This is a genomic window from Paenibacillus sp. LT-B23, from assembly GCF_059417685.1.
This window is the reverse complement of sequence record NZ_JBSQBM010000030.1, coordinates 1-26,475: the sequence shown is the minus strand read 5'-3', so window position 1 is coordinate 26,475 and position 26,475 is coordinate 1. Positions and strand designations below refer to the sequence as shown.

The following is a 26,475-nucleotide window of genomic DNA, read 5'->3' as shown; positions in this document are numbered from 1 at the left end:
TAAACCATCACCTAACCTGAATAATGTATAAAGCCCGTTGACCCAACCTGATAACTGAATATGATTATGGCATATCCCAAACCATATGAATAATATTTAATATATATTAGAGGTATATGTATTACATATATCAGCACCGGAGGTTCATGATGGAATTGAGACATCTTAAGTATTTTCTGGCGATTGCAGAGGCAGGACAAATCACAGCGGCAGCCAAAAAGCTGAAAATCGCACAGCCTCCCCTAAGTCAACAGCTCATGCAGTTGGAGGAAGAGCTGGGTGTAAAGCTCGTGCATCGAGGCCCGCGAAGCATTCATCTGACAGAGGCCGGAATCATTTTGCAGAACAGGGCCAAGCAGATTTTGGAGCTGACCGATGCCACGATGAGGGAAATAAATGATTTTGCCAAGGGTATGAAGGGAACGCTCACGATTGGAACCGTCTCTTCTTCCGGCGCAGCCCTGATGAAAGACAGGCTTTCCGAATTTCACAAAACCTATGCGGGCGTAAAATTCGAAATTCATGAGGGAAATACGTTCATGATCCTCGATCTGTTGAACAAGGGGATTGTAGAGGTTGGTATCGTCAGAACGCCGTTCAACACCACCGATCTGGGGTGCAGATATGCAGCCTCCGAGCCGATGGTCGCGGTGATGACAGAAGAGCATGACTGGAACCCTGACCAGAAGACGATTCCGCTGTCTGATTTGAAAGATAGACCCCTCATCGTATACCGCCGCTTTGAGCAACTGATACTCGATGCCTGCATGAAGCATGGCTTTGAGCCGGATGTCTTTTGCAAAAACGATGATGCCCGCACTACGCTTCATTGGGCCAATGAAGGATTGGGGATCGGTATGATTTCACGGTCCGCGCTGTCTCTGGGCAGTAATAACCAGTTAATTGTGAAGGAAATTATGTGTGAAGAATTGCATACTCGTGTGGCGGCTGTCTGGCTGAAGGATAGATACATGTCTTCTCTGGCTTCCCGATTTATCGAAAGCTTCAGCCAGGCATCCGATGAGGTCACTCCGCGGTAGCTGTTTTTTTTGTGGATGAAAGCATCTTTTTGTAAAATCTCATTTGAATTGCAAACGGGAACTGGATATAGTAGTACAGTAGGATAGCGATAGAATGGAGTTTGAACACATGCCACACAATGCAAAGGTCCAAATCCGTCTTCATAGTCATCATGACGGAGAAGATGTGGTGCAGGAGCTTCCCGGAGAAGCGATCATGCGTGGGAAGCATCTATATATAAGGTACGATGAACCCCAAGAGGGACCTGAGGGCGGAACGACACGGAACACGGTCAAAATCGGACCGGATGAGCTTAAGCTGATTCGCCACGGTGAGGTGCAGTCGGAGCAGTCATTTGCGCTGGGACTAAGATTGCCGGGATTTTACCGATCGCCTTATTTAAGCCTGAACATGTCTGCGCATACGCAGAAGCTCGATATTCGGATGGACGGATTTACCGGACAGGTGAGCTGGACTTATGATCTATACGTATTTGAGGATTTCTCGGGGCACTTTGCCATCAGTTTGTATATACAGGAGGAGCAACAATCATGACAAGCAATCCACTGGAACTCATTAATCAAAAGGTGACCTCAGCTATCGAGGCAGCGGTACTGGCTGCCGGTATCGTGAGCCGCGAAGAGCTGCCGACAATCACACTGGAGGTGCCGAAGGACAAGTCGCACGGTGATTTGGCTACGAATGCTGCGATGCAGCTTACCCGTATTGCGAAGAAAAACCCGCGTCAAATTGCAGAAGATTTGATCGCAAATATGGACTTGGCTGCCGCTTCAATTGAAAGCGCGGAAATTGCCGGACCGGGCTTTATTAACTTCCGCCTGAACAAGAGCTACCTCTATGCAGTTATTCAGCAAGTGCAGGAACAGGGAGCAGATTACGGACGTGTGCAGGAAGGTGCAGGCAAAAAGGTACAAATCGAGTTCGTCAGTGCGAACCCGACAGGTAGCCTTCACTTGGGCCATGCGCGCGGTGCGGCAGTAGGGGATGCCCTCTGCAACGTGCTTGATTTTGCCGGATACAAAGTAACTCGTGAATACTACATTAATGATGCGGGTAACCAGATTTACAACATGAGCCGCTCGATTGAGGCGCGTTATTTGCAAGAGCTGGGACAGCCTGCTGAGATGCCGGAGGACGGTTATCACGGTGAGGACATTATCGGATTTGCCAAGGAACTGGTGGCCGAGAAGGGCGATTCCCTGCTGTCTTTGACACCGGGCGACCGCGCAGCTTATTTCCGTGACTACGGTCTGGAAAAGGAACTGAACAAGATCAAGCGCGATCTGGAGCTGTTCCGTGTACCTTTTGACTCCTGGTTCAGCGAAACATCGCTGTATGAGAACGGTGAAGTGCTTAAAGCGCTGAACGAGCTGCGTGACCGTGAGGAGATATACGAGAAGGACGGAGCCACATGGCTGAACACAACCAAGTACGGCGACGATAAAGACCGTGTCTTGATCAAAAATGACGGTACATACACGTACCTGACCCCGGATATCGCTTACCATCGCGACAAATACGCCCGTGGGTATGATACGATCATCAACATTTGGGGAGCGGATCACCACGGCTACATTCCACGGATGAAAGCAGCTATGGAAGCACTGGGTAACGACCCGGATAAGCTCAAAGTGCTGATTGCCCAAATGGTCAGCCTGTTCCAAAACGGGGAAAAGGTGAAAATGTCCAAGCGTACCGGTAAGGCCGTGACGATGGAAGACCTGATGGAAGAAGTGGGCGTGGATGCGATCCGCTACTTCTTCACGATGCGCAGCATGGATTCGCATCTGGATTTTGACATGGATTTGGCGATTTCCACTTCCAATGAAAATCCGGTATTCTACGTGCAATATGCCCACGCTCGCGCGTGCAGCGTATACCGTCAAGCCGAGGAGCAAGGAATTGCCGTACTGCCGTTGGCAGAGGTTGATCTGTCCAAACTGACGGCTGAGCATGAATACGACCTGTTGCGCAAAATCGGCGAGCTGCCGGAGGAAGTATCGGTAGCGGCTGCGAGCTTTGCGCCACACCGTATGATTCGCTACGTCTATGAGTTGGCATCGCTGTTCCACAGCTACTATAAGGCAGAACGTGTGATCACTGAGGATGCCGCTCAAACGCAGGCTCGTTTGGCGCTGTTTGGCGCGGTGCGCACCACCATTGCCAATGTGCTGAAGCTGGTAGGCGTGTCTGCACCGGAACGCATGTAAGCAACCATTTTAATGATAAAAGGAACCGTCCGTACCATCCCCAGCAGGGTGGCACGTGCGGTTCCTTTTTTGTTCGAGCAGCTTAGTAGCGTTCCAGCACTAAATTTGTTTTCAGGGAATCGGCGGGAACCAGCCATCCTTTGGATTGCAGCAGATTGATCAGCTTGGTGCGATTGCTGGCGGCAACGCTGTAGTCCGAGGTTTTGAAGGAGATTTCGATGATGTTATCTGTACCTGATCCGTTCGCACTGCGGATAGGCCAGACTTCAACGTCGGTATCCAATCCTTGGAAGCTGCCTCCATATTTGCTGACCTGTACAGGACCGCGTACTCTGGAGTCTGCCAGGGTTTGTTTGCCCCAGTTGCTGGTTTTCCAGTTTTGCAGCTTGCCCGGAAGATTGTCCAATAGATGCTTTAACGCCTGATCCGGGGAAGGAAGGGTTAATCCTTTGGAAGCGTTCGTTTTTTTATCATTGGAAAAGCTCAGCGTCTGCTTGCTATAACCCCAATCCACTTCAGCATCGTAGTTATCGTCGGATGCGCTGAAGCCTTCTTTATTCGCTTGGGTGAGAGCCGCGTTGATATCTCCGTTCGTGACTGTGTACCGCTTCTTGTAGGTTAATTCATAATTCTTTTTATCTTCTTTTTTGCGAAATCTGACATTCCAGCCCTCGTTGTTCAATTGCAGTTGATCCGTGTCAAAATATTCGACGCTCAATCGTTGCGCAGCTTCGCTAATTTGAAACTCGTTGGCTACGCTGCTTTTCAAAGAGCCGTCCGCATTGAGGACCTGAGCTGTATCCAGCAGCAGCTTTACCTCATAGCTTGGTGTGGCATTGGCGGCAGCCTGTGCAGGCTCGGCACCTTTCCATCCCGTTACAAGCAGCACTGCACTTAGGGTTAATACCGACAAAGCCTTTGTGATACGAAGACCAGTTTTCATCCAATCATCTCCTGTTCGTCCGAATGGGGGTACACGCTACACTTTACGGGTGTAATGTCAGTCGTATGTCAAGGCAAGCTGGTACTCCGGTTAAAAAATAACATAATTTCTATATGACAGGTAAGATTTATTCTTGGTTCCCTGACAAATATTCAGCAAATTCGCGGATTAGCGCCGAGCGGTGACGGTCCTTATTGCTAACCATATAAATGTACCGCTCCACACGCTGGCCCGGAATGGGCCGTATGACCAGCATCCCGCGTTCGACCTCGGACTGCACAGCTATGCGGGAGACAAAAGAGACATGCTCTCCCAGCATGACCGCCTGTTTGATCGCCTCCAGCGAATCTAGCTCCAAATAGGAGGGGAGACGGCGTCCGCCACGCTCCAGCCATTTGTCGGTCATTTGGCGTGTGCTGGAATCCTTGCCGTGCAGCACGAAAGAGGAAGAAGAGATTCGCTCAGGTGTTAAATCGGTTTCGCTTGCGAGCGGGTGCTCAGGTGCGCAGATCAGCACCAGCTCATCCTCGCCCAAGGATTCCGATACCAGCGTGGGCACTTGAAACGGCTCTGTTGAAATAACGCCAAGGTCAATTTCGTGACGGGCGAGCATGTCCTTGATCACTGGAGCTGTTTTCACGGACAGGGCAATATGAATCCCTGGATGTTCCCGGGCAAAACGGTGCAGCACCGCAGGAAGCACATAGGTAGCCGGTACATAGCTGGCGCCGATTCGAATGCTCCCCCGCTGGAGTGTGTCGAACTCGCATACAACCCGCTCAGCCTCGGCGGCAAGCGCATTAATCTTGGCAGCATAATGGAGCAGCGCGTGCCCGGCATCCGTCAGAATGATTTTTCCCATACGCGTGTCGAACAGCTTCACCCCCAAATCCCGCTCCAGATTTCTCATATGAAAGGTAATGGTCGGTTGTTTCAGGCCGAGAAGCTCGGCTACTGTGGTAATTTTATGGTGCTTGTCCAGCAACTCTACAATATGCAGCTTCAAAAGACTTAAATTCACTTGGAATGCCCCACTTTCAGGTTGATCGGAAACTCATGCCCGCCTCATACGCTGCGGTATCAATCCCCTCTATATAGATTAAATCTATGAGTGTTAACACAATTCATTGAAATAATTAATTTTGTTTTAACTTTCCAATAACACAGGCTGCGAATTCAAGCTTTACACTGGGGTCAGTCATAAGAACAGGCAGGTAATGCGATGAATCAGGATTTGTATATTCACGGGTTGAGTAAAACCTTCGGCCATATGACCGCATTGCACGAGACGAATCTGGTCGTAAGGCGGGGACAATTCACGACACTGCTCGGGCCCTCCGGCTGCGGGAAAACAACGCTTCTGCGCATGATCGCAGGGCTGGAGACGCCGGATACCGGCACGATCACGATGGGAGAGGAAGTTCTTTTTTCGGCTGAACGCAAAAAGGATATTCCCGCGCATCTTCGTCATTTTGGCATGGTGTTTCAGGATTTCGCACTGTGGCCGCATATGACGGTGTTTGAAAACGTGGCCTTCGGCCTGCGTGCGAACAAGCATGGAAAAGGCCCCGGTTCTGGTAGCGTGCGTGGCAAGGAGTTGCGAATAGCGGTGCTGGAGGCGCTGGACAAGGTCAGACTGTCGGGGATGGAGGATCGGTATCCTCATCAACTGTCTGGTGGCCAGCAGCAGCGGGTCGCTTTTGCCCGTGCGGTTGCCATCCGGCCGCGGCTTGTCTTGTTCGATGAGCCGCTCAGTGCGCTGGACGCGGTACTCCGCGAAGAGATGCGCATCGAAATGCTGTCGCTGGTGCGCGATCTGGGGCTGACTGCCCTGTACGTCACCCATGATCAGATCGAGGCCATGTCAATGTCCGATGAAGTGGTCGTCATGAGAAGCGGACATATTTTGCAGACCGGAACACCGGAGGTGATCTACGGTCGTCCATCTCATCCAGAGGTGGCGAGGTTCATCGGCAAATCGAACTGGCTGGAGCCGGAACGAACACTATTCCGTCCCGAGCATGTCCGCTGGGAACAGGATCAAGTGGATCAGCGCTCTTTTACAGTGGAGATTCGTCATATCAGCTATGTTGGGGACCGTTATGAAATCCGTATACTGGCAGAGAACGGCGAGCTATGGACTGCATATCATTCCACTCGCTTGCCTATCGGGGAACAAAAGCAAATTTGGGTATCACCGCAACACATCCACCAACTCGATTCATAGGGAAAAGGGGTATAACACAAGATGATGAACAAGCACGTTTTTCGTACAGGTTGGAAAAAGGGCGCGATGCTCGCATTAACATTGACCTTTGGACTGGCTGTCGCAGGCTGTGGAACGGCTACACCATCCAAGGATGGAGCGCAAGCCACCGGATCAGCAGGACAAGCCGGAGCGGCATACACCGATCAGAAGTTGGTTATCTACAGCGCAGGCCCTGACGGGCTGGCGAAAAAGCTGGTAGCGGGGTATGAGGCGCAAAGTGGAGTGAAGGTCGAGCTGTTCCAGGGAACGACGGGTAAAATTTTGGCCCGGATGGAAGCTGAGAAGGCGAATCCGGTAGCAGATGTGGTGGTACTGGCATCTCTTCCGTCCGTGCAAGGCTTGAAAAAAGACGGCCTTACGCTCCCTTACCCGGATGCCAAAAACGCGGACAAGCTGAATCCCGATTGGTCTGACAAGGAAGGCAACTACTTCAGCACCAGTGCTTCCGCATTAGGTATCGCATACAACACCAAGCTGGTGAAGACACCGCCGACTTCATGGGCCGATCTCGCGAAGCCGGAGTACAAGGACCAAATTAACATTCCTGATCCGTCGCTGTCTGGTTCGGCGCTGGATTTTATGACAGGCTACCTGAGTGCCAATGGCGATGGGGGCTGGACGTTGTTCGAGCAGTACAAGGCTAACGGCGTAGCGATGGCTGGAGCCAATCAGGAAGCGCTGGACCCGGTAATTACCGGAGCCAAAAGCATGGTCGCTGCTGCGGTTGATTACATGACTTACAAGGCCAAGGCCAAAGGCGAGCCGATCGACATTGTTTATCCGAAGGAAGGAACAGTCATCAGCCCGCGCCCTGCGGCGATTCTCAAATCGACGCAGCATGAGCAGAATGCCAAGGCATTCATTGACTATCTGCTGTCGGACGAGGCACAGAAGCTGGTAGCGGACGCTTCCTTGCTTCCGGGCCGCACGGATGTCAAAGCAGATAAGCGCGCCAATCTGGATGAGATTCCGTTGCTGAAAACCAATTGGGAATGGATGGGCGAGCATGGTCCTGACGTGACAGAGAAGTTCACGCAAATGTTCAAGTAAGCGGATGGGGGTCTCATCCGCCAAACAGATCAGAGCGTGGAGTCTAATACTTGCTCTGATCGCGCTTGCTTTACTGATCGTGCTGCCGTTACTACAAATTTTCATCCAAAGTGTGTATGTAGACGGACAATTACAATGGTCTGCGCCTTTCCAGACGTTGGCTGCATCCCGATTTGCGGGTGTGCTGTTCGGCTCGATCTGGCTAGGCATCTGTGTTATTGCCGGAACGACGGTGCTTGCACTTCCGTTGGCGTGGATCATGTCCAACACGCGTCTCGCTAGCTGGCGCTGGTTGGATGTGGTGCTATTGATTCCGTTTATGACCCCGCCCTATATCGGGTCCATGGGTTGGATTTTGTTTATGCAAAAAAACGGGTATTTGGAGCAGTTGTTTCCGAGCCTGCATTTCTTGACCCCGTTCTTTTTCAGCTTTGGCGGCATGGTGATGATCATGAGTCTGCATCTGTTTCCGTTCCTGTACCTGCTGCTGCGTGGTGCGCTGGTCAGGATTGGCGGCAGTCTGGAAGAGGCCGGAGCCGTTATGGGCGGCGGCTTTCTGTACAGGTTCCGCCGGATCATTTTACCACTGCTGCTGTCGGCTTACGGAATGGGCGCACTGCTTATTTTCGTCAAAACGATTGCCGAGTTTGGAACCCCCGCCACCTTTGGACGACGTATCGGGTATGAAGTCATGACATCGGAAATTCACAAATACATTTCCAGTTGGCCGATTGATTTCGGCAAGGCGACATCCATGGCCTCGGTGCTTTTAACCGCCTGTCTGCTCGTGTGGTATGTGCAATCGGTAATCAACCGTAAGTATACATACAGGCTGGTAGGTGGTAAAGGTTCTCGTCCTTCCCGTCTTCGTGTATCTGGCTGGACTACGGGATTAAGTGTCACATTTATCCTATTGTTGCTAATTGCGTCCATTGGTATCCCTTATTTTTCAATTATCGCCGCTTCCACCATGAAGCTGCGGGGGATCGGCTTGGCTTGGGATAACTTTACGCTCGGTTACTACAAGGAACTGCTGTCTTGGGGCTCAGAGAGCATGGAGGCGCTGCTGAACAGCGTATTTCTCTCTTTGGGTGCATCGACGATTGCCGTTGTGCTGGGCACATGGTTTGCACTCGTTATTGGCGGCTCACGTACGAAGCTCCAGCGGACAGTGGATGCATTCAGCTTGCTTCCGAACACGGTTCCGGGGATTGTTATGGTAGTCGGCCTTATTTTATGGTGGAACTCGCCGTGGATGCCGATTCCGTTGTATAACACGTACGGTATGGTCATTCTGACGTATGTTGTCTTGTTTGTTCCTTATACAGTCCAGTATGTCAAAAGCGCCTTTACGCAGGTAGACACTGCTCTTTTTCAGGCAGGACAGGTGTTTGGCGGTCGCCCGTCTTATGTATTCCGCCGGATTGTGCTGCCGCTGATTGCACCGGGAATGCTCGCTGGCTGGATGATGACATTTACCATTGCTTCACGCGAGCTGGTAGGATCGTTGCTGATTTTGCCGCCATCCGTTCAGACGTCTGCAACCTACATATTTGCCCAGTTCGAACAGGGGCAGGTGTCGCTTGGTATGGCAATGGCGGTCATATCGGTCGGTTTGACCACACTGCTGCTGGTCTTAATGGAAAGCTTAAACTCGCAAAGAAAGTGGAAATGATGATGACCAAGCTTCGAATTTGGGGCGGTGCGGGCGAACACGGCCGCTCCTGCTATGTTTTGGAAGGAAAGCAGCATCGTATCATGCTGGATTGTGGTGTGAAAAAGGAAGGAACCGGGCAGTATCCGGTTTTTCCGCCGCAGGAGGCGGAGAGGCTGACCGCTGTATTGCTGTCTCATGCACATGAGGATCATTCAATGGCGCTCCCCTTACTGTATAAGTATGGATACCATGGAGAGGTCTGGACGACAAAGGCCACCGCCGAGCAGTTGGGTTCCTATTTCCGCTCCTGGCATACTTATGTAGAATCCAGAGGCGGCAAATTGCCATACGACGAACGGGATATCGAATCCATCACTTACCGCTATCTGGAGGATGAAGCGCCGTCAGGGGTATGGCAGGAGGCTTGTCCGGGTGTGCGGATCATGTGGGGACGCAGTGGGCATTTGGCTGGCGCAGTGTGGTACATGGTAGAAATGGAAGGGAAGCGGTTATTCTTTTCGGGAGACTACAGCCGCGAATCCGAACTGCTTGCTACCGATGCACCGGAACCCAATCTAGCCGATATCTCCATTATGGATAATGCCTATGGCATGGATATAGACCCGCAGCCTGTGAAGCTGGAGCGGCTGCGAGCCGGGATGGAACAGATATTGTCCTCTGGTGGTCATGTGCTGCTTCCGGTGCCCGCCTTTGGCCGGGGACAGGAGTTGATCGTGTGGGCCAGTGAGCAGTTCCCTGAACAAGCAATGATTGTAGAGCCGGACATATGGAAGGGATTGCAGCGCTTGAGCGGTTTGAAAGAATGGCTACGCCTGGAAGCACCTGCGCGGATAGAACGTGTGCTGCACAGTGGCCGGATCTTTGTGCCTCGTGATGCTGCGGAGCGAGTGCGGCTGCTGGAACAGAATGCTGCGGCTATGATCGTAACCGGGGATGGCATGATGGATTCGCCACGGGCGCGCGGGTACTATCAGTATTTATCAGATCATCCGCCGAGTGCGGGGGATGGCGAAGGTAGCGGAAAAAGTAATCATAACGGGGTTATTTTAACGGGACATGCTTCGAGCGGTTCTTTTGGTAAACATCTGCTGGAGCATGCAGATCAGAATGACCGTTGTATAGTTCGGCATTTGATTTACAAGGTGCATCAGGGGATATCGGATGTGAGGCAAATGTTGAAGGAGTTGCCTGGTAAACAGGTTGTGCTCGTTCATGCGCCCAAGCCGCAGACTGATCTTGTGCGTGACGAGCTGATGAGAGAAGGTTGGACCGAACACGAAAGCTCTGTAAAAGTCATTCACTCTTTGGAGCCGGGCGCAACGTTAAACGTTTAGATGATTCATTTACTCCATCCGTTATTTTGTACCCTCCTGCATCAGTCGGAAGGCATCGACTTCCCCAAGTTTCGTGGATATAGAGTTGCGCCCGGTGCTTTTACGAAGGCGCAGCGGTGTAGCGGTACGCTTGAGCAGTGCTTTGATTTCTCCAGGCTCCATCTCCGGTCTCAGTGAAAGGAGCAGGGCAATGCTTCCGGTCACGTGGGAAGTAGCCATAGACGTACCGCTCATTTCGTGATGCTTGCCGTGTATCCATGAGGAAATGATCTTTTCACCCGGTGCGTACACGTCTACGAATTGTCCCCGGTTGCTGAAAGGCGCGATGCGTCTGTATTTATCGGTAGCTCCGACTGAAATGGTCTGGGAATAGCGTGCCGGGTAGTCAATACTCCGGCGCTTGCCCTCGTTTCCCGAGGAAGCTACGATCACGATACCGTTTTGATACGCTTTGTTCACCATATCAAGCAGCGCCTTGCTGCGTGATTTCATACCGAAGCTCATATTGATGATATCGATACGATTCAATACGCACCAATCGATGCCGAGAATAATATCGGAGACGTAGGCGGCTCCGTTATGGTCAAATGCTTTTACAGGATGAATCAGCGCCTGAGGTGCTACGCCAACCATACCCCCATCATAGTTGGATGCCGCGATGGTACCGGCAATATGAGTGCCGTGACCGTTATCGTCATAGGGCAGCATGGTCCGATTAAGCAAATTGATGCCTCTGGCGAGAGAATGCCGCAGATCAGGATGTTGAAAATCCGCTCCTGTGTCGATCACGCCAATCCTGATTCGGTTTCCTGTAGAGGAAGGCCAAGCCTTGTGTGCGCGCACCTGTTTAACCCCCCACGGCATGGGCAGGTTTTTCTCCGCCTTCGGCATCTGGGCCGTTCCTCCATGTACCCTCATGCGAGTATCTTCTTCAACGGTAACACCGTTGTGATATTTGCCCAGCCTGTCTCCCCCTGGAAGCGGGGCGATCAGAGCGCGAATCAGTCGGGCCGGCTGTACTTGCCGCAATCCCGCAAGCTCGGGCTTCAGCTTCCTGAGATAGGACAGGCATTCCCGGTATTGGTGAGGCTTATCGAACGTAATGATCTGTTTGTGTCGTCCACTGCTGGACGGCTCCGAAATACCCTCGTGCAAACGCTGCAAAAAACCCGGATAGTCCATTTGAGACAGTCCCCCTCCGATGAGCCATGCTGAGGTATTGTATGAGCAAGCATCAGCAGCGGCATGGGAAACCTGCCCCTTTTTTATGGAAATAGGCCTGCTCGTCGTGTCAAAGTGATTGTGGACACATACGATACATGGAGGGCAAAAGCTCTTGTGCAACAACTTTGGGGGACTTCTCCCGGAGCGGGTACAGTCGGAGACGGGGGGGACCCCGTCTTTTTAACGTGCGCCGCCTTGTTCAAGGCATACTACTGCAAATTGTACGGATACCCATGTTTAACTTGCAATTTGCTTCCAAATAGGTTTTACTTAGTTTTGATAATGGATATGTTAGTATTGCATGTATCGTGTATGCTCTGAAACATGTTCTTGTGAATTACGTGTGAGAGGAAGTGTCCCTAGGTGAGTACCCCACTCAACTTGAAGATTGACCCGGAGAAAGTCCACGAGACTCCAATGGTGGATTTGGCATTTATGGTATTGAAATCGGCCAATACTCCATATTATTACCGTGACCTGATGAATGAAGTCGCCAAATTGCGCGGCATGTCCGACGAAGAAATTAATGACGTTATCGCTCAGCTATATACTGAAATCAACATTGACGGGCGTTTCGCCTGTGTCGGTACGAATCTGTGGGGCTTGAAACGTTGGTATCCAGTGGATAAATCCGAAGATACTCTGACAGGCGCCAAGCGTCCTCGTATCATTAATGACGAAGACGATGACGACGAAGAGGAATATCATGAGGAAGAAGAAACTTACAGCGCCGATGACGACTTCGATGCAGACAGTGAAGACGAGGATGGCGAAGAAGAGCTGTTCGACGGTGAAGATGATGATAGTGATGAAGACGTGGTTATAGACGATGAAGACCTCAGTGATGAGGAAGATACAGAAGATGAAAATGACGACGAGTCGACGGAAGACGACGATGATTCGCTTCGTTAGGATCAGGCTGTAAGGGGAGATGTATTCTCCCCTTTTTCATGACCATTTTCTTGAAACTGCCTTCTGATTTGAAGCATTCAGATGGATTCCCTCTAATCTTGTTCAACGGGCAAATTAACACAGATAACTTCCTTGACAGCGGATTGGACACGGGGTAAACTATTGCTTGGGCTTATGATTGATTCACTTATATGTTTGCTTTTTGTATAAAAGTGCCCCGTACTACGGGAGTGCTTTTTTGTTTTTTTATAGGGTGTTTGCACTCATGAAAGAGGGCTAGGGGCGGCGGGCATGGAAAATGATTCCGCTGCCTTCTTCATGGATGATAATCCGTGTAAACGGGTTACGATAACATCATAATGTCGCCTGAATTTTGGACTTTATTTAGGAGGGTTTTTAACAGTGACAAAGTATATTTTTGTGACAGGCGGGGTTGTGTCTTCCTTGGGCAAAGGGATTACGGCAGCTTCACTGGGAAGGCTTCTGAAGAACAGGGGACTGAAGGTAACGATTCAAAAATTCGATCCTTACCTTAATGTCGATCCAGGGACGATGAGCCCTTACCAGCACGGTGAAGTGTTTGTAACGGATGACGGTGCGGAAACGGATCTCGACTTGGGACACTATGAGCGCTTTATTGATATTAATCTGTCCAAGAACAGCAATGTCACGACAGGCAAGGTATACTCCAGCGTAATCAGCAAAGAGCGTCGCGGGGAGTATTTGGGCGGTACGGTGCAGGTTATTCCTCATATTACGAACGAAATCAAGGAGCGCGTATATCGTGCAGGCCGTGAAGCGGGTTCGGACGTAATTATCACAGAAATCGGCGGTACCGTAGGCGATATCGAGAGCTTGCCATTTTTGGAAGCTATCCGTCAGCTCAAAAGTGAGGTTGGACGGGAGAATGTAATGTACATTCACGTAACCCTCATTCCTTATATTAAAGCTGCTGGTGAGGTTAAAACCAAACCAACTCAGCACAGTGTAAAAGAACTGCGCAGCATCGGCATTCAGCCGAATGTCATTGTTTGCCGTACAGAGCATGAACTTTCTTCCGATATGAAGGCCAAAATCGCGCTGTTCTGCGATATTGATGCTAACGCAGTAGTAGAATGCCGCGATGCGTCGACTTTGTACGAGGTTCCATTGAACCTGCGTGAAGAAGGCTTGGACGAGATTGTAGTCAACCACCTCAAGCTGACAACACCTGCACCGGATATGACGGAGTGGGAAGGGCTTGTTGAACGGATCAGAAAGCTGGATAAAACGGTTGAAATCGCCATTGTTGGTAAATATGTTGCACTGCATGATGCTTATTTAAGTGTGGTTGAATCCCTTTCACACGCCGGATTTGATGCCAATGCGGATGTGAAAATCCGTTGGGTGAACGCAGAAGAAGTAACGGACGAGAACGTAGCGGACATGCTGGGCGGCATTGGCGGTATTCTCGTACCGGGCGGCTTCGGTGATCGCGGAATTGAAGGTAAAATCAGCACCATCCGTTATGCACGTGAACAGAAAATCCCATTCTTCGGTATTTGTCTTGGCATGCAGGTATCTGTCATTGAGGTTGCCCGTTCTCTGGCTGGTCTCGAAGGAGCCAACAGCTCGGAAATCAATCCGGCTACGGATTACCCGGTCATCGACTTGCTGCCTGACCAAAAGGACATCGAAGATATGGGCGGCACCATGCGTCTCGGATTGTATCCGTGCAAACTGACGGAAGGTTCGCTGGCTTCGGCTTGCTACAACGATGAGCTGGTATATGAAAGACACCGTCATCGGTATGAATTCAATAATGAATATCGTGAAGTTATTGAAAAAGCAGGTCTTCGCATTTCCGGTACTTCACCGGACGGACGTTTGGTAGAAATTGTGGAACTGCCTGAGCATCCATGGTTCCTGGCGGTACAATTCCATCCGGAATTTACTTCCCGTCCGAACCGTCCACAGCCGTTGTTCCGTGAATTTGTTAAGGCGGCATTGCAGCCTCAAGGCTAATGCTACAGCCTGTTAGACCTCCTCTGGGAGGTCTTTTTTTATTCCACGCTTCCTGATTATGAAAGAATATTCCACAATTATGTATAAGAGAAGGATTTTCTTTTTGCAGGAGCGAATATAGTTTAGGGTATGGGACGGATATTGTACGTCATCGGACGCTGTTATGGCAATAGCTGCATGATCCTCGTTTTAAGATCTTAGGAGGTTAAAACATTGGAAAAGAAAAAAGTATTAATCGTCGATGACCAGAATGGAATACGAATTTTGCTGATGGAAGTGTTCGGAAGTGAGGGTTACGAGACCTTTCAGGCAGCAAACGGAAAAATTGCACTTGAAATTGTTGAAAAGGAACCGCCTGATCTGGTTCTGCTCGATATGAAAATTCCGGGTATGGACGGACTTGAAATCTTGAAGCATCTAAAGACCATGAATCCCGATATCAAGGTTATTATGATGACAGCTTATGGTGAATTGGACATGATTAAAGAGGCGACGGAACTGGGAGCACTCATGCACTTTACCAAGCCCTTTGATATTGATGAAATGCGAATCGCCGTAAACAAGCAACTCAGGGGTGACGAAACGAGTCACTTTGGTTGAAAAACTCTGTTAACACAACAGGGTTTTTTGTTTGTGTTTATGGGAAATACTGAAAGTAAATCCTCTCCTTATACAATTCTATGAAAAAACGGCGTCCTGGGCGTGATTTTCGTATGTGTTGATGTGCAAAAGCTTGTTTAGTATTTAACATGGGTTGTGGTATAATAAGCCCGTATGTGATGTCGGCTAAAATATAGACAAACCCAAACACCCTTAGGAGGACTGTAACCATGCCATTGGTATCTATGACAGACATGTTGAACAAAGCACTTGAAGGAAAATACGCGGTAGGTCAGTACAACATTAACAACCTGGAGTGGACTCAAGCTATTCTGGGCGCTGCTGAAGAAGAAAAATCCCCGGTAATCCTGGGTGTATCTGAAGGCGCAGCACGTCACATGGGCGGTTTCTACACTGTTGTTAAAATGGTAGAAGGTCTTATTCATGACATGAAAATTACGGTTCCGGTTGCGATCCATTTGGACCACGGTTCCAGCTTTGAAAAATGTAAAGAAGCCATTGATGCTGGTTTCACATCTGTTATGATTGACGATTCCCACAGCCCAATCGACAAAAATATCGAAACGACGAAAAAAGTCGTTGAATATGCACATTCCAAAGGCGTTTCCGTTGAAGCTGAAGTTGGAATGGTTGGCGGTCAAGAGGATGATGTTGTAGGTGACGTAATGTACGCGAAGCTTGACGACTGTCTTCGTATCGTTAACGAAACAGGTATCGACACACTGGCTCCTGCACTGGGTTCCGTTCACGGACCTTATAAAGGCGAGCCAAACCTCGGATTCAAAGAAATGGAAGAGATCTGCTCTGCAATCAAACTTCCACTCGTTCTGCATGGTGGTACTGGTATCCCAACGCATGACATCAAAAAAGCAATCTCGCTGGGAACTTCCAAAATCAATGTAAACACAGAGAACCAAATCGTGTTCGCGAAAGTGGTTCGTGAAGTGCTTGCTGAGAAACCGGATGCTTATGACCCACGTACATTTATCGCTCCAGGTCGTGAAGCGATTAAACAAACCGTTATCGGTAAAATCCGTGAGTTCGGTTCCAACAACCAAGCGTAAGAATAAGTTGATTGACTGTGCATCTGCATGGTTCAATGTATCTTTTGATTGTAATTGTATTTCTGCACAGAAGATTTGAATCTGTTCAGTTGAATAGTTTGACTTGGAAAGCACACCGCTTAGCCGGTGTCTTTCCATTTTAACTACCAAAAAGTTGAAACTTTATTATTTGACCGACTGCAAAACAAGTAGGGGGACCCTCAAGCTTATGGAAAAATTGATGATCACCGGTGGACGGCCGCTTCAAGGTACAGTTTCCATCAGCGGTGCCAAAAACAGTGCCATCGCCTTGATTCCCGCCGCCATTCTGGCAGAGTCGGAAGTCATTTTGGACAATTTGCCGCTGTTGAGTGATGTGGCGGTGTATTCCGAAATACTGGAGGAACTTGGTGCAACCGTTGCCTGGGAAGGCAGCCAGATGAGAATAGATCCTTCCTCCATTAAATCCATTCCTATGCCGAATGGACCTGTTAAGAAATTACGAGCATCCTATTATATGATGGGAGCCATGCTAGGCAGATTCAAGGAAGCGATCATCGGTTTGCCAGGAGGGTGCAATTTTGAACCCCGGCCCATTGATCAGCATATCAAAGGTTTTGAAGCACTGGGTGCTACGGTTACGAATGAGCACGGTGCTATTCATTTGCATGCCAAAGAGCTACGCGGTACCAAGATTTATTTGGATGTCAGCAGCGTAGGAGCTACGATTAACATTATGCTGGCGGCCGCACGTGCCAAAGGCGCCACAATTATCGAAAATGCGGCTAAAGAGCCTGAGATTATAGATGTAGCAACCTTGTTAAACTCCATGGGGGCCATTATTAAGGGCGCCGGAACGGAAACGATCCGGATTGAAGGCGTGTCCGAGCTACATGGCTGCCGTCACTCCATCATACCTGACCGCATACAAGCGGGCACATATATGATTGCTGCTGCGGCTACTCGTGGTAATGTTCTAATTGACAACGTAATTCCCAAGCATATGGAGGCGCTCACTGCAAAAATGCAGGAAATGGGTATCGGTATAGAGGAATACGACGAAAGTATTCGTGTTTTGGGCTCGCCTTCCTATGAGCATGTTGATGTTAAAGCCTTAATTTACCCCGGATTCGCCACAGACTTGCAATCTCCTATGACCAGTTTGCTTACCCAGGCGCAAGGGGTCAGTGTACTGAGCGATTTTGTGTATAGCAATCGTTTTAAACATGTCCCTGAACTAGTACGAATGGGAGCTAAAATCCGTGTGGAAGGTCGTTCGGCTATTATTGAGGGCGGCAGGCTTAATGCGGCTAAAGTCAAAGCGGCCGATCTGCGTGCTGGTGCAGCGCTTGTCATTGCCGGACTTACGGTAAGTGAAGGCGTAACCGAGGTGTCAGGTGTCGAATACATCGATCGTGGTTATGATCATCTCGTCCCCAATCTGCGTCTTTTGGGCGCGGACGTATGGCGGCAGACAGAATAACAAACTTCGTACATTTTTTGAACACCCGAAACGGATGAACAATAGAATGGATAGGCTCTATGCAGCCGCTGCATGATACAAGATACAGGTTCATACCTAACAATCTTTTATCGGAAAACCGGAATAATTCGGTATAATCCAAGCAGGTGGCTGCATAACTTTATTTGTTTTGGTTAAAATTATGTTAATGGTGTTTATGATATCATTGTCTATCATTTAGTTTTGAATGGACTTAATAATTGAATAGGTGGTTATTATATGGATCTGCAAATTTCCGATCTGGAAGAAATGAAGCTGACCGATCTGTACAAGCTGGCCAAGCAATACCAGATCCCGTACTACGGAACGCTCAAGAAGAAAGAATTAATTTTTGCCATCCTGCGCGCACAAGCCGAGAAGAGCGGATTGATGTTTATGCAGGGGGTTCTGGAAATACTTCCTGAAGGTTACGGCTTTCTGAGGCCGATCAATTATCTCCCGAGTACCGAAGATATTTACATCTCTGCTTCACAAATCCGCAAGTTTGACTTGAGAACAGGCGATCTAGTATCCGGTAAATGCCGGACTCCGAAAGAGAATGAACGATATTTTGGATTGCTTCAAGTTAACGCAGTCAATGGAAGAAGTCCTGAACAAGCTGCTGAGCGGCTACACTTTCCTGCACTGACTCCACTGTATCCGCAAACCAAATTAGTCCTTGAAACTACCCCCAATAATTTGTCTACGAGAATAATGGATATATTGGCCCCTGTCGGACTTGGACAGCGTGGACTCATTGTGGCACCTCCCAAAGCTGGTAAGACACTTCTCCTCAAAGAAATTGCCAATAGCATTTCTACTAACAATCCCGAGATTGAGCTGTTTGTCTTGTTGATTGATGAACGTCCGGAAGAAGTGACCGACATGCAGCGTTCTGTTAAAGGTGAAGTTGTTGCTTCCACTTTTGATGAACTGCCTGAGAACCATATCAAGGTAGTGGAATTGGTTCTAGAGCGTGCCCTTCGCCTCGTAGAGCATAAAAAAGACGTGGTTATCCTGCTGGATAGCATTACTCGTCTTGCGCGTGCCTATAACTTGGTTATTCCAGCTTCCGGTCGTACACTTAGTGGGGGTATTGATCCAGGGGCCTTCCACCGTCCAAAACGTTTTTTTGGTGCGGCGCGGAATGTGGAAGAGGGTGGAAGTCTTACCATTTTGGCCACGGCGCTCATTGATACTGGATCGCGGATGGATGACATTATCTATGAAGAGTTTAAAAGTACAGGCAATATGGAGCTTCATTTGGACCGCAAGCTTGCGGAACGCCGCATATTCCCGGCTATTGATATTCGTCGCTCCGGTACCCGGCGTGAGGAAATGTTGTTAGGCAAGGAAGAATTGGATACCATTTGGGCCATTCGAAAAAATATGACGGAAAGCCACGATTTTGTGGAAGGCTTCCTAAAGAAATTACGGAACAGCAGCAACAACGCAGAGTTTTTGGCCTCGTTTGATACAACGGCACCGTCCAGCGGATCACAAAGCAGCTCAGGCACTCCGCAACGGAGAACCACGCGTTCCACCGCAGCATCGGTTCCAGCTTCAACCAACTAAATCCAGCAATATAGCTACAGCTACCCTCAATAACAATGATCAGCCTATGGATAAACGTAATTTCCATGATAGGTATTTATCTGTTCCTCAAGCACGCACCCGTTACGGTTCTATTTGTTTCAGGCGTGCGCTTGGTGGAATGAAAGGAGCTCCACAATGTATTTGGTGTATGCCGACGAAAAAGGCAATGTATATGATCATGCTTCTTTGTATGGGCTTGCCCGCAGTGCAGACATGATTGTCGAAATCATGGAAGATGAGCTTATTCCGCTACCGGAAGGAGCTACGCTGGTAAGTCTGCCCAACACACGCCCGGTCGGTATGAACCCTGAATCCGGGGAAATGGTTTCCTTGCCAGGCGATATGCAGGCAGTGGGGGCCTTGTTGCCTCAAGGCTTTACACGCTTATGCCTGCCAGGGTATGTGAAGACAGATAAAGAGTATAAGCTCCCCCTGTTTGGCTATTCAGCCGTGGTCTGGAAGGATGGAGCCTTTTATGTAACGGCTGAGCGGAGTGATAATCCGTCCAAATGGAATCCGGAAAATTGTGACCGCCAAGAGGTAAAACAGGGTGTGCAACGGATGACAGAGCAGTACCCGGAAAATCGGCTGTACCAACATTTGTCCAACTGTGCCTTAGGCTATGAGTGTCTTACCTCCTCGAACACGTTCCTGAATCGCTGGGAGGGTGGAGTTCCGGTATCTTACTCTTGTAATGCCGGATGCTTTGGCTGCATCTCGGAACAGCCGGATGACAGCGGTTTTGTATCCCCTCAGACGAGAATGAACTTCCGCCCTCGTGTCGAGGAGATTGTGGAAGTCATGCTGGAGCATTTGAAAACACCGGAGTCCATTATTAGCTTTGGCCAAGGGTGTGAAGGGGAGCCTTCTACTCAAGCCAAGCTGATTATTGATTCGATCAAAGAGGTCCGTTCCGTTACAGATATGGGATACATCAATATCAATACGAATGCAGGCTTGAATGACCATATCCGGGGTATTGTAGATGCCGGGCTTGATCTGATGCGGGTCAGCACGATTAGCGCACTGGACGACCATTACAATGCGTACTACAAGCCGCGTGGTTACACGTTAGCCAATGTGGAAAAATCACTTCGTTATGCTTCCGAGCAGGGTGTATATACGTCGATTAACTATTTGATTTTTCCGGGTGTGACAGACCGTGAGGAAGAAATCGAAGCGATGATTGAGTTTGCCAAACGCAGCAAGCTCAAGCTTATTCAGATGCGCAACCTGAACATTGATCCTGAAAGCTATTTGGAGCTGATTCCACCTGCCCAGGGAGAGATTCTTGGCATGAAGCAAATGCTTGAGATTTACCGGGAGGAACTGCCTGATGTTGTTATCGGGTCTTACACCCACATACCGCCTCAAGGGCTGGCGCGTCCCAAATTTGCCAAGGCCTAAAATGGTCAATATCAAGTTGAACTACACCTGTTTTACGCCATTTTTGGATACACAAAAGAGTTGTTGAAACGCTCATATCCAGGTGCTATAATGTGAACATGTGTTCATATAACTCTGGGCCGATAGGACGCTCAGGGCGGAAAGAGGTGAAAGTTCAATGCAACAAGCTATTCAACCGAAATTTAACGTAACTAATGTCACTTGTGCTTGCGGAAATACGTTTGAAACCGGTTCTGTGAAAGGTTCTCTGCGCGTGGAGATATGCTCCGCTTGCCACCCATTCTTCACAGGGAAGCAGAAATTCCTTGATGCTGGCGGCCGTGTGGATCGTTTCAAGAAGAAATACGGTATCTAATCGATTACCGCAGGTTATAAAGTTATTAGAGCCTTCTGCTATTGCGGAGGCTCTTTTTGTTGTGGATGTTTGCTTTTTGTGCTGCCTTGAGATATACTTATTTTCACCGTGCTAGATGGGGAGGTAGCGGTGCCCTGTAACTCGCAATCCGCTATAGCGAGGTTGAATTCCTGTTAGAGGTGTTGTTGATGTGAGGCTGGTCCCTGCGCACAATGTTGACGGTTGGGTCCTCCGCAATGAGTACTTGTGAACCTGGTCAGGTCCGGAAGGAAGCAGCCATAAGCGAGAACACTCTTGTGCCGGAGGGCGGCCTAGCCCGAGTTGTTGTTCAGGATTGCCGCTCGGATCACAACGATCAATAACAGGTGCACGGTATATATTGGATATTAGAACATCTTGGCAGTCACTGCGAAGATGTTTTTTTGTGTTTGGCGCTGTATAATTACATTGTTGATAATTGATTAATAAGAACAGGTGTTCTGTAATTAGGGGTGCAACGTCTTACGGAGATGATTTACCCATGGATATCAATGAATTGAAGAAGCTCGCTGATGCTTTGGATGATAGCGGTAAGCAGAAACTCATCATACATGCGATTAATGAAATCCAGGAGCGGAAGCATAAAGATGGGCTTGCCTGTCCGCATTGCGATAAATATGCTGGTCACTCGTTGCTGTTTGCTGTTCATGAGACAAACACCAATCTTTGTAGAGCATGTTTTTCCTCCTAAACTAACTGGCAGGGAGATTACAAATGATGGATTAGTTGTTAATGTGACATAAAGGGGGGAATAAAGATGAGAATTGTTTTTGCAACTGATTCAGACCATGGATACATACGAGACCGTGACCATCATATTTCAGAGAGTTTAATACAGGTAAAAATAAAGGGAAATGAAATATACATAATGCGGAACCAAGATGAAAGTAATATCGGATGGATGAGGTATGGATATTTTTGGGACAACACACCTTTTCTGAACATGATTTGGGTCGATGAACAATATCGAGACAAGGGTGTAGGTAAGCAAGTTGTCCTCTTTTGGGAAGATCAAATGAGACAAAAGGGCTTCAAATTGGTTATGACATCTACTCTGGCAAATGAAGAGGCACAGCACTTCTATAGAAAATTAGGGTATCGGGACGCAGGGTGTTTATTACTCGAAAATGAGCCGTTGGAAATAATTCTGACCAAAAAATTATTTTAATTCATTTATTATCCACTTAAAAAGGATTAGTTTAACCGCTTTTCATAAGGCGGTTTTCTTTTGCTCGAATATCAACAATAAACAAAAACATAGCCTTGTGTTTATAAATTGAAAGGTGTCCGGTTTAGATTCGGACGGGAGTATAGTATAATGAAGTGAACATTAATGTTCATGAAAGTGAATGGGAAAGAGGGTAACGCACATTGGAACATATAGCGTTGTACCGTGCTTGGCGGCCTCAGTCGTTCAAGGACATGGTAGGACAACAGCATATTATCCAGACATTGCAGAATGCCATCCGCGAAAATCGCACGTCCCATGCCTATCTGTTCAGCGGTCCGCGAGGAACGGGTAAGACGAGTGCGGCCAAAATTTTGGCCAAGGCAATTAACTGTGAGCATGGACCGGCGCCGGAGCCTTGCAACGAATGCGAAGCCTGTAAACGGATCACAGCCGGAGCGGTCATGGATGTACAGGAGATTGATGCAGCCTCCAACCGGGGCGTTGAAGAGATTCGTGATTTGCGCGATAAAGTCAAATATGCGCCGACGGAAGTACGGCACAAGGTTTATATCATCGATGAAGTGCACATGCTGACGACGGAAGCGTTCAATGCGTTGCTTAAGACGCTGGAAGAACCGCCGCCACACGTGATGTTCATATTGGCTACCACAGAACCGCACCGGATTCCGGCGACGATCATTTCGCGTTGTCAGCGTTTTGACTTTCGGCGGGTATCGCTAGAGGAGCAGACGGAGCGGCTTGACCTTATATGTCGACAGGAGAACATAGAGGCTGATTCGGACGCATTACAGTACATTGCGCGTCTGTCAGATGGCGGAATGCGGGATGCACTTAGCGTTCTGGATCAGATATCTTCGTTTACAGACGGTCGGGTTACTTATCAGCAGGTGCTGGATATGACGGGAGGTATTGCGTCTGAACAATTCGGCAAGCTTGCCTTGGCATTGCTGAAAGAAGATGTCGGCACAGTACTTCAAATGATTGAGAACTTTATGCAAGAAGGTAAAAGCGCAGATAAATGCATGGAAAATCTGCTGTACTATTTCAGAGATCTGCTTATGATTAAGATGGTACCGCAGGCAACTAAAATGACAGAGCGTGTGCTGGAGCCGGAGCAGTTCAAGGAAGTGGCAGAAGCTTTTACCAAGGAGCAACTCTTTAGCATGATCGACACGCTTAATCGCTATCAGAGCGAGATGAAGTATGCCGTTCAGCCGCAAACCTTGTTTGAGGTAGCTCTATTGAAGCTGTGCAGCATTCCTGGGGAAGCTGGAGCTGCTGCTCAGTCGACCGCGCAGCATTCCGGCGCTGCCACTGCCAATCAGGAAGATGTAGCTGTTTTGAAGCGCCAGCTTGCCGAGCTGGAGAAGAAGCTTGAACGTGCGTTGCAAGGCGGATTGGCTGCCGGGACAGGGCAGGATGCATCGTTGGGGAGCCGTCAGGCCCCCGGAGGGCGCGCTCCCGCTCCGCGGATTTCTGCGCCAGCCAAGCTCCCTTCCCAGTTAGATCGCTATATCGCTGAGAAGTCGGGAGAGGCATTTGCGGCTGCGGGGCGTAAGTGGAGCCAAATTTTGCAGGGAGTCAAAGAAGCGAAAGTCACAGTTCATGCATGGTTTATGGACGGCGAGCCTGTGTCTGTATTAGAGGATAGCGTGCTCGTGGCGTTTAAGAATAACATTCACCGTGAAACTACTGAAAAGCCTGCCAACAAGCAGGTCATTGAGAAGGTTCTGCACGAACAATTGGGCCATCCCTATCGTCTGGTGACGATGATGCAAAAGGATTGGAATGCTGCGATTGAAGGAGTTCCCGTCCAGCCTGCCGAAGAATTCCAACTGGAGCAGGAGCATGACGCGCCGGGAAAGTCCAAGGAGCCCTGGATTGATGAAGCTATTGAACTTTTCGGGGAAGATCTGGTAGTTATAAAGGATTAAAATCAACGTGTCTGGATGTATACTTCATTAAAGGAGATGATTGAAATGAACAATATGAACCAAATGATGAAGCAAGTGAAAAAGATGCAGGAGCAAATGCTGAAAGCCCAAGAGGAGCTTGGTGGAAAAGTAATTGAAGGTACTTCCGGCGGCGGTGTTGTGACTGTAGAGGTAAACGGACATAAAAAAGTGCTTTCCATCACCATCAAACCGGAGGCTGTAGATCCTGATGATGTGGAAATGCTGCAAGATCTTGTGTTGACTGCGGTCAACGATGCTTTGTCCAAAGCAGATGAACTGGCTAATGATGATATGGGTAAATTTACAGGCGGTATGAAAATTCCAGGCTTGTTCTAGACTGTGCATAAAGGAGAAACACACTATTGTATTATCCGGAGCCGATTGCAAAGCTGATTGATGCATTTACGCGCCTGCCGGGAGTGGGGCCGAAGACGGCTGCCCGGTTGGCTTTTCACGTACTGAAAATGAAGGAAGACGATGTGATTGATTTTGCCAAAGCACTGGTCAATGTGAAACGCAATCTTCACTTCTGTTCCGTTTGCGGCAATATTACGGACACGGACCCTTGTCGGATCTGTCAGGATAAGACGAGGGATGCTTCCGTCATTTGTGTTGTTCAGGATTCCAAGGATCTGGTAGCTATGGAGCGCACCAAGGAGTTTAACGGCTTTTATCATGTGCTTCATGGAGCAATCTCTCCTATGGAGGGAATTGGTCCTGAGGATATCAAGCTCAAGGAATTATTGAACAGGCTTAGTGATGAACGCATCAAAGAGCTGATTTTGGCTACGAATCCGAACATTGAAGGAGAAGCGACGGCCATGTACATTTCCAGGCTGGTGCGTCCTTTTGAAATCAAGGTTACTCGTATTGCCCACGGATTGCCAGTAGGCGGGGATTTGGAGTATGCCGATGAGGTAACACTGTCCAAAGCGCTGGAAGGCCGCAGAGAGCTGAACTAATAAGTACATGTATATGTTATAGATATTTTTAGTGTCGATAAATCGTATGGATTGTCTCGACACAATGGGGAGCCGTTATGGCTCCTTTTTATTTTGTGATGATAGGGCTGGTATGGGCAGTTCTTGTTCTAAGTTTGTCCTCTGTTAAATAAGTATGAATAAGGTAGTCTTACAGACTGTGCACATAATTCAGCTTGTGAGGAGGATGAATGGATGTGGGAACGGATGAAGCAAAATTTTCGTCGACAAGAGCACGGTAAATCGGAAGCAGAGTATCGTCAGGAGTTGTTTGCCCAGATTCGGGCTTCGCACGCAGAATGGTTAAGAGCGCATCGGTTATTTCATGAAGCTACAGGCGAGGACGAAATCGACTATGCCATTTTTGTTCTGGAAGCTGCGGAGCGTAAATATCAGATACATTTAAAATGTGCCAAACAGCAAGGGTTACATCGTTTCCACCTGCCCGCAGACGAACCGGGGTATGCCAATGATGCAGATCGTGTTCATAAACGGAGGGCCGAATGAGAAGTGCTGTCTGGCTTGTTCTGATTGCCTGTGCTGTGGTGCTGTCATATCTTATCCTCAAAAAACGTCTGGGTATCGGCTGGCTTACTGTGTTTGGAGCACATATGGCTCTGGCGGCAATTGCACTGTATGTCATTAATTATTCGGGTTGGGTCACGCAGGTGTATATCCCGATTAATCCGGTAACGATGGGAGCCGTAACGGTTTTGGGAGTGCCTGGAATCGCGCTTTTACTGGGATTGAAAATGATATTGTTTGGACAGGTTATGTGAGTGTGTATAGAGTTTAATCAGGGAAAAGGATTGTATGTGAGTTTTCGCGTAAGGGCAAAGCGGAATATGCTTTTGTTTTAAAATATAGTTGACGACCAATTCAATTATATGATACATTAATTCTCGGCCCTTAAAGCCCGGGAATTTTTTTGTGAGAACAACGCTGAAATGAAATTGAAAAATAATTTTAAAAAAGTGTTGACTTAAATCCCGAATGTATGTTATATTAATCAAGTCGCCGCTGAGATGCGGTGGTGAAACAAAGCAAGAGAATATGAAGGTTTGATCTTTGAAAACTGAACAACGAGTGAGTGAACCGCGAAGGTTTCGGACATGCTGCAA

Annotated in this window: 25 protein-coding genes and 1 other RNA gene; 23 read left to right on the top strand and 3 right to left on the bottom strand. The window is 48.6% G+C overall.

All coding sequences use genetic code 11. The annotated features are described in order from the left end of the window. Positions 1–149: 149 nt before the first annotated feature. The 3 genes from ACWXW9_RS26380 to argS all read left to right on the top strand — a co-directional run bounded on the left by ACWXW9_RS26380 (position 150) and on the right by argS (position 3,251). Positions 150–1,040 (top strand): LysR family transcriptional regulator, encoded by an 891-nt coding sequence (locus ACWXW9_RS26380; RefSeq protein WP_494931820.1) that lies wholly within the window; start codon positions 150–152, stop codon positions 1,038–1,040. 94 nt (positions 1,041–1,134) lie between these two features. Then, positions 1,135–1,575, top strand: a complete 441-nt coding sequence (locus tag ACWXW9_RS26375; RefSeq protein WP_494931798.1) for a YwiB family protein — start codon at positions 1,135–1,137, stop codon at positions 1,573–1,575. Next, positions 1,572–3,251 carry an arginine--tRNA ligase gene (argS, locus tag ACWXW9_RS26370; protein ID WP_494931797.1) on the top strand — a complete coding sequence of 560 codons (1,680 nt, stop codon included), beginning with the start codon at positions 1,572–1,574 and terminating at the stop codon, positions 3,249–3,251. The genes ACWXW9_RS26375 and argS overlap by 4 nt, the downstream gene beginning before the upstream one ends. An 82-nt stretch (positions 3,252–3,333) precedes the next feature. Here the strand turns inward: argS and ACWXW9_RS26365 are convergent, their stop codons facing one another. Continuing rightward, a complete protein-coding gene (locus ACWXW9_RS26365) occupies positions 3,334–4,194 on the bottom strand; it encodes a hypothetical protein (protein WP_494931796.1) in 861 nt (286 codons plus the stop codon). 127 nt (positions 4,195–4,321) lie between these two features. Next, positions 4,322–5,215 (bottom strand): LysR family transcriptional regulator, encoded by an 894-nt coding sequence (locus ACWXW9_RS26360; RefSeq protein WP_494931795.1) that lies wholly within the window; start codon positions 5,213–5,215, stop codon positions 4,322–4,324. 201 nt (positions 5,216–5,416) lie between these two features. On the opposite strand from ACWXW9_RS26360, the gene ACWXW9_RS26355 reads away from it, so the two are divergent. The 4 genes from ACWXW9_RS26355 to ACWXW9_RS26340 are packed head-to-tail and all read left to right on the top strand — an operon-like array spanning position 5,417 to position 10,525. After that, positions 5,417–6,421 (top strand): ABC transporter ATP-binding protein, encoded by a 1,005-nt coding sequence (locus tag ACWXW9_RS26355; RefSeq protein ID WP_494931794.1) that lies wholly within the window; start codon positions 5,417–5,419, stop codon positions 6,419–6,421. A 21-nt stretch (positions 6,422–6,442) separates the two neighbouring features. Beyond that, a complete protein-coding gene (locus tag ACWXW9_RS26350; protein WP_494931793.1) occupies positions 6,443–7,513 on the top strand; it encodes an ABC transporter substrate-binding protein in 1,071 nt (356 codons plus the stop codon). A gap of 4 nt (positions 7,514–7,517) precedes the next feature. Beyond that, the gene (locus ACWXW9_RS26345; protein WP_494931792.1) at positions 7,518–9,188 is read left to right on the top strand and encodes an ABC transporter permease; all 1,671 of its coding nucleotides are present in this window, start codon (positions 7,518–7,520) and stop codon (positions 9,186–9,188) included. Beyond that, positions 9,185–10,525, top strand: coding sequence for an MBL fold metallo-hydrolase (locus ACWXW9_RS26340; RefSeq protein WP_494931791.1), 1,341 nt, complete (start codon positions 9,185–9,187; stop codon positions 10,523–10,525). Before ACWXW9_RS26345 ends, ACWXW9_RS26340 begins: the two co-directional genes overlap by 4 nt. A 21-nt stretch (positions 10,526–10,546) precedes the next feature. On the opposite strand, the gene ACWXW9_RS26335 is transcribed toward ACWXW9_RS26340, so the two are convergent. Then, positions 10,547–11,707, bottom strand: coding sequence for a S8 family peptidase (locus ACWXW9_RS26335; protein WP_494931790.1), 1,161 nt, complete (start codon positions 11,705–11,707; stop codon positions 10,547–10,549). 405 nt (positions 11,708–12,112) lie between these two features. Here ACWXW9_RS26335 and rpoE point away from each other — a divergent pair, with 405 nt between their 5' ends. The 16 genes from rpoE to ACWXW9_RS26255 all read left to right on the top strand — a co-directional run bounded on the left by rpoE (position 12,113) and on the right by ACWXW9_RS26255 (position 26,133). After that, positions 12,113–12,661, top strand: coding sequence for a DNA-directed RNA polymerase subunit delta (gene rpoE / locus ACWXW9_RS26330; RefSeq protein ID WP_494931789.1), 549 nt, complete (start codon positions 12,113–12,115; stop codon positions 12,659–12,661). Positions 12,662–13,063: 402 nt separating this feature from the next. After that, positions 13,064–14,665, top strand: a complete 1,602-nt coding sequence (pyrG, locus tag ACWXW9_RS26325) for a CTP synthase (protein WP_494931788.1) — start codon at positions 13,064–13,066, stop codon at positions 14,663–14,665. A gap of 213 nt (positions 14,666–14,878) precedes the next feature. Next, on the top strand, positions 14,879–15,265 hold the full coding sequence (locus tag ACWXW9_RS26320; RefSeq protein WP_025683192.1) for a response regulator: 387 nt from the start codon (positions 14,879–14,881) through the stop codon (positions 15,263–15,265). A gap of 230 nt (positions 15,266–15,495) precedes the next feature. Then, complete coding sequence (gene fba, locus ACWXW9_RS26315) at positions 15,496–16,350, top strand: class II fructose-1,6-bisphosphate aldolase (protein WP_494931787.1); 855 nt, start codon at positions 15,496–15,498, stop codon at positions 16,348–16,350. Positions 16,351–16,558: 208 nt separating this feature from the next. Further along, positions 16,559–17,812, top strand: a complete 1,254-nt coding sequence (gene murA / locus ACWXW9_RS26310; RefSeq protein ID WP_494931786.1) for a UDP-N-acetylglucosamine 1-carboxyvinyltransferase — start codon at positions 16,559–16,561, stop codon at positions 17,810–17,812. Positions 17,813–18,070: 258 nt separating this feature from the next. Continuing rightward, entirely contained in the window at positions 18,071–19,405 is a 1,335-nt protein-coding gene (rho, locus tag ACWXW9_RS26305) for a transcription termination factor Rho (protein WP_494931785.1), read from the top strand. A gap of 156 nt (positions 19,406–19,561) precedes the next feature. Then, a complete protein-coding gene (locus ACWXW9_RS26300; RefSeq protein ID WP_494931784.1) occupies positions 19,562–20,833 on the top strand; it encodes a radical SAM family protein in 1,272 nt (423 codons plus the stop codon). Positions 20,834–20,990: 157 nt separating this feature from the next. Further along, positions 20,991–21,188 carry a 50S ribosomal protein L31 gene (gene rpmE, locus ACWXW9_RS26295; protein ID WP_134911660.1) on the top strand — a complete coding sequence of 66 codons (198 nt, stop codon included), beginning with the start codon at positions 20,991–20,993 and terminating at the stop codon, positions 21,186–21,188. A gap of 106 nt (positions 21,189–21,294) precedes the next feature. Beyond that, an RNA gene (gene ffs, locus ACWXW9_RS26290) (signal recognition particle sRNA large type) lies at positions 21,295–21,561 on the top strand. A gap of 147 nt (positions 21,562–21,708) precedes the next feature. Next, positions 21,709–21,918, top strand: coding sequence for a hypothetical protein (locus ACWXW9_RS26285; protein WP_494931825.1), 210 nt, complete (start codon positions 21,709–21,711; stop codon positions 21,916–21,918). A gap of 66 nt (positions 21,919–21,984) precedes the next feature. Continuing rightward, positions 21,985–22,395, top strand: coding sequence for a GNAT family N-acetyltransferase (locus ACWXW9_RS26280; protein ID WP_494931783.1), 411 nt, complete (start codon positions 21,985–21,987; stop codon positions 22,393–22,395). Positions 22,396–22,598: 203 nt separating this feature from the next. Further along, positions 22,599–24,353, top strand: coding sequence for a DNA polymerase III subunit gamma/tau (gene dnaX / locus ACWXW9_RS26275; protein ID WP_494931782.1), 1,755 nt, complete (start codon positions 22,599–22,601; stop codon positions 24,351–24,353). Positions 24,354–24,398: 45 nt separating this feature from the next. Further along, positions 24,399–24,710, top strand: coding sequence for a YbaB/EbfC family nucleoid-associated protein (locus ACWXW9_RS26270; RefSeq protein ID WP_013308226.1), 312 nt, complete (start codon positions 24,399–24,401; stop codon positions 24,708–24,710). A 26-nt stretch (positions 24,711–24,736) separates the two neighbouring features. Further along, on the top strand, positions 24,737–25,336 hold the full coding sequence (recR, locus tag ACWXW9_RS26265; RefSeq protein ID WP_025683200.1) for a recombination mediator RecR: 600 nt from the start codon (positions 24,737–24,739) through the stop codon (positions 25,334–25,336). 213 nt (positions 25,337–25,549) lie between these two features. Beyond that, on the top strand, positions 25,550–25,861 hold the full coding sequence (locus ACWXW9_RS26260) for a DUF2508 family protein (protein WP_494931781.1): 312 nt from the start codon (positions 25,550–25,552) through the stop codon (positions 25,859–25,861). Then, complete coding sequence (locus ACWXW9_RS26255; RefSeq protein WP_494931780.1) at positions 25,858–26,133, top strand: pro-sigmaK processing inhibitor BofA family protein; 276 nt, start codon at positions 25,858–25,860, stop codon at positions 26,131–26,133. The genes ACWXW9_RS26260 and ACWXW9_RS26255 overlap by 4 nt, the downstream gene beginning before the upstream one ends. The last annotated feature ends 342 nt before the right edge of the window (positions 26,134–26,475 follow it).

Excerpts from the sequence above, each read along its gene's own strand:
- ACWXW9_RS26350 (WP_494931793.1), top strand. The coding sequence starts at position 6,443 with ATGATGAACAAGCACGTTTTTCGTACAGGTTGGAAAAAGGGCGCGATG.
- ACWXW9_RS26355 (WP_494931794.1), top strand. The coding sequence starts at position 5,417 with ATGAATCAGGATTTGTATATTCACGGGTTGAGTAAAACCTTCGGCCAT.
- ACWXW9_RS26280 (WP_494931783.1), top strand. The coding sequence starts at position 21,985 with ATGAGAATTGTTTTTGCAACTGATTCAGACCATGGATACATACGAGAC.
- ACWXW9_RS26340 (WP_494931791.1), top strand. The coding sequence starts at position 9,185 with ATGATGATGACCAAGCTTCGAATTTGGGGCGGTGCGGGCGAACACGGC.
- ACWXW9_RS26255 (WP_494931780.1), top strand. The coding sequence starts at position 25,858 with ATGAGAAGTGCTGTCTGGCTTGTTCTGATTGCCTGTGCTGTGGTGCTG.
- ACWXW9_RS26365 (WP_494931796.1), bottom strand. The coding sequence starts at position 4,194 with ATGAAAACTGGTCTTCGTATCACAAAGGCTTTGTCGGTATTAACCCTA.
- murA (WP_494931786.1), top strand. The coding sequence starts at position 16,559 with ATGGAAAAATTGATGATCACCGGTGGACGGCCGCTTCAAGGTACAGTT.
- fba (WP_494931787.1), top strand. The coding sequence starts at position 15,496 with ATGCCATTGGTATCTATGACAGACATGTTGAACAAAGCACTTGAAGGA.
- argS (WP_494931797.1), top strand. The coding sequence starts at position 1,572 with ATGACAAGCAATCCACTGGAACTCATTAATCAAAAGGTGACCTCAGCT.
- rpmE (WP_134911660.1), top strand. The coding sequence starts at position 20,991 with ATGCAACAAGCTATTCAACCGAAATTTAACGTAACTAATGTCACTTGT.
- ACWXW9_RS26300 (WP_494931784.1), top strand. The coding sequence starts at position 19,562 with ATGTATTTGGTGTATGCCGACGAAAAAGGCAATGTATATGATCATGCT.
- ACWXW9_RS26375 (WP_494931798.1), top strand. The coding sequence starts at position 1,135 with ATGGAGTTTGAACACATGCCACACAATGCAAAGGTCCAAATCCGTCTT.
- ACWXW9_RS26260 (WP_494931781.1), top strand. The coding sequence starts at position 25,550 with ATGTGGGAACGGATGAAGCAAAATTTTCGTCGACAAGAGCACGGTAAA.
- ACWXW9_RS26345 (WP_494931792.1), top strand. The coding sequence starts at position 7,518 with ATGGGGGTCTCATCCGCCAAACAGATCAGAGCGTGGAGTCTAATACTT.
- ACWXW9_RS26270 (WP_013308226.1), top strand. The coding sequence starts at position 24,399 with ATGAACAATATGAACCAAATGATGAAGCAAGTGAAAAAGATGCAGGAG.
- ACWXW9_RS26380 (WP_494931820.1), top strand. The coding sequence starts at position 150 with ATGGAATTGAGACATCTTAAGTATTTTCTGGCGATTGCAGAGGCAGGA.
- ACWXW9_RS26335 (WP_494931790.1), bottom strand. The coding sequence starts at position 11,707 with ATGGACTATCCGGGTTTTTTGCAGCGTTTGCACGAGGGTATTTCGGAG.
- ACWXW9_RS26285 (WP_494931825.1), top strand. The coding sequence starts at position 21,709 with ATGGATATCAATGAATTGAAGAAGCTCGCTGATGCTTTGGATGATAGC.
- rho (WP_494931785.1), top strand. The coding sequence starts at position 18,071 with ATGGATCTGCAAATTTCCGATCTGGAAGAAATGAAGCTGACCGATCTG.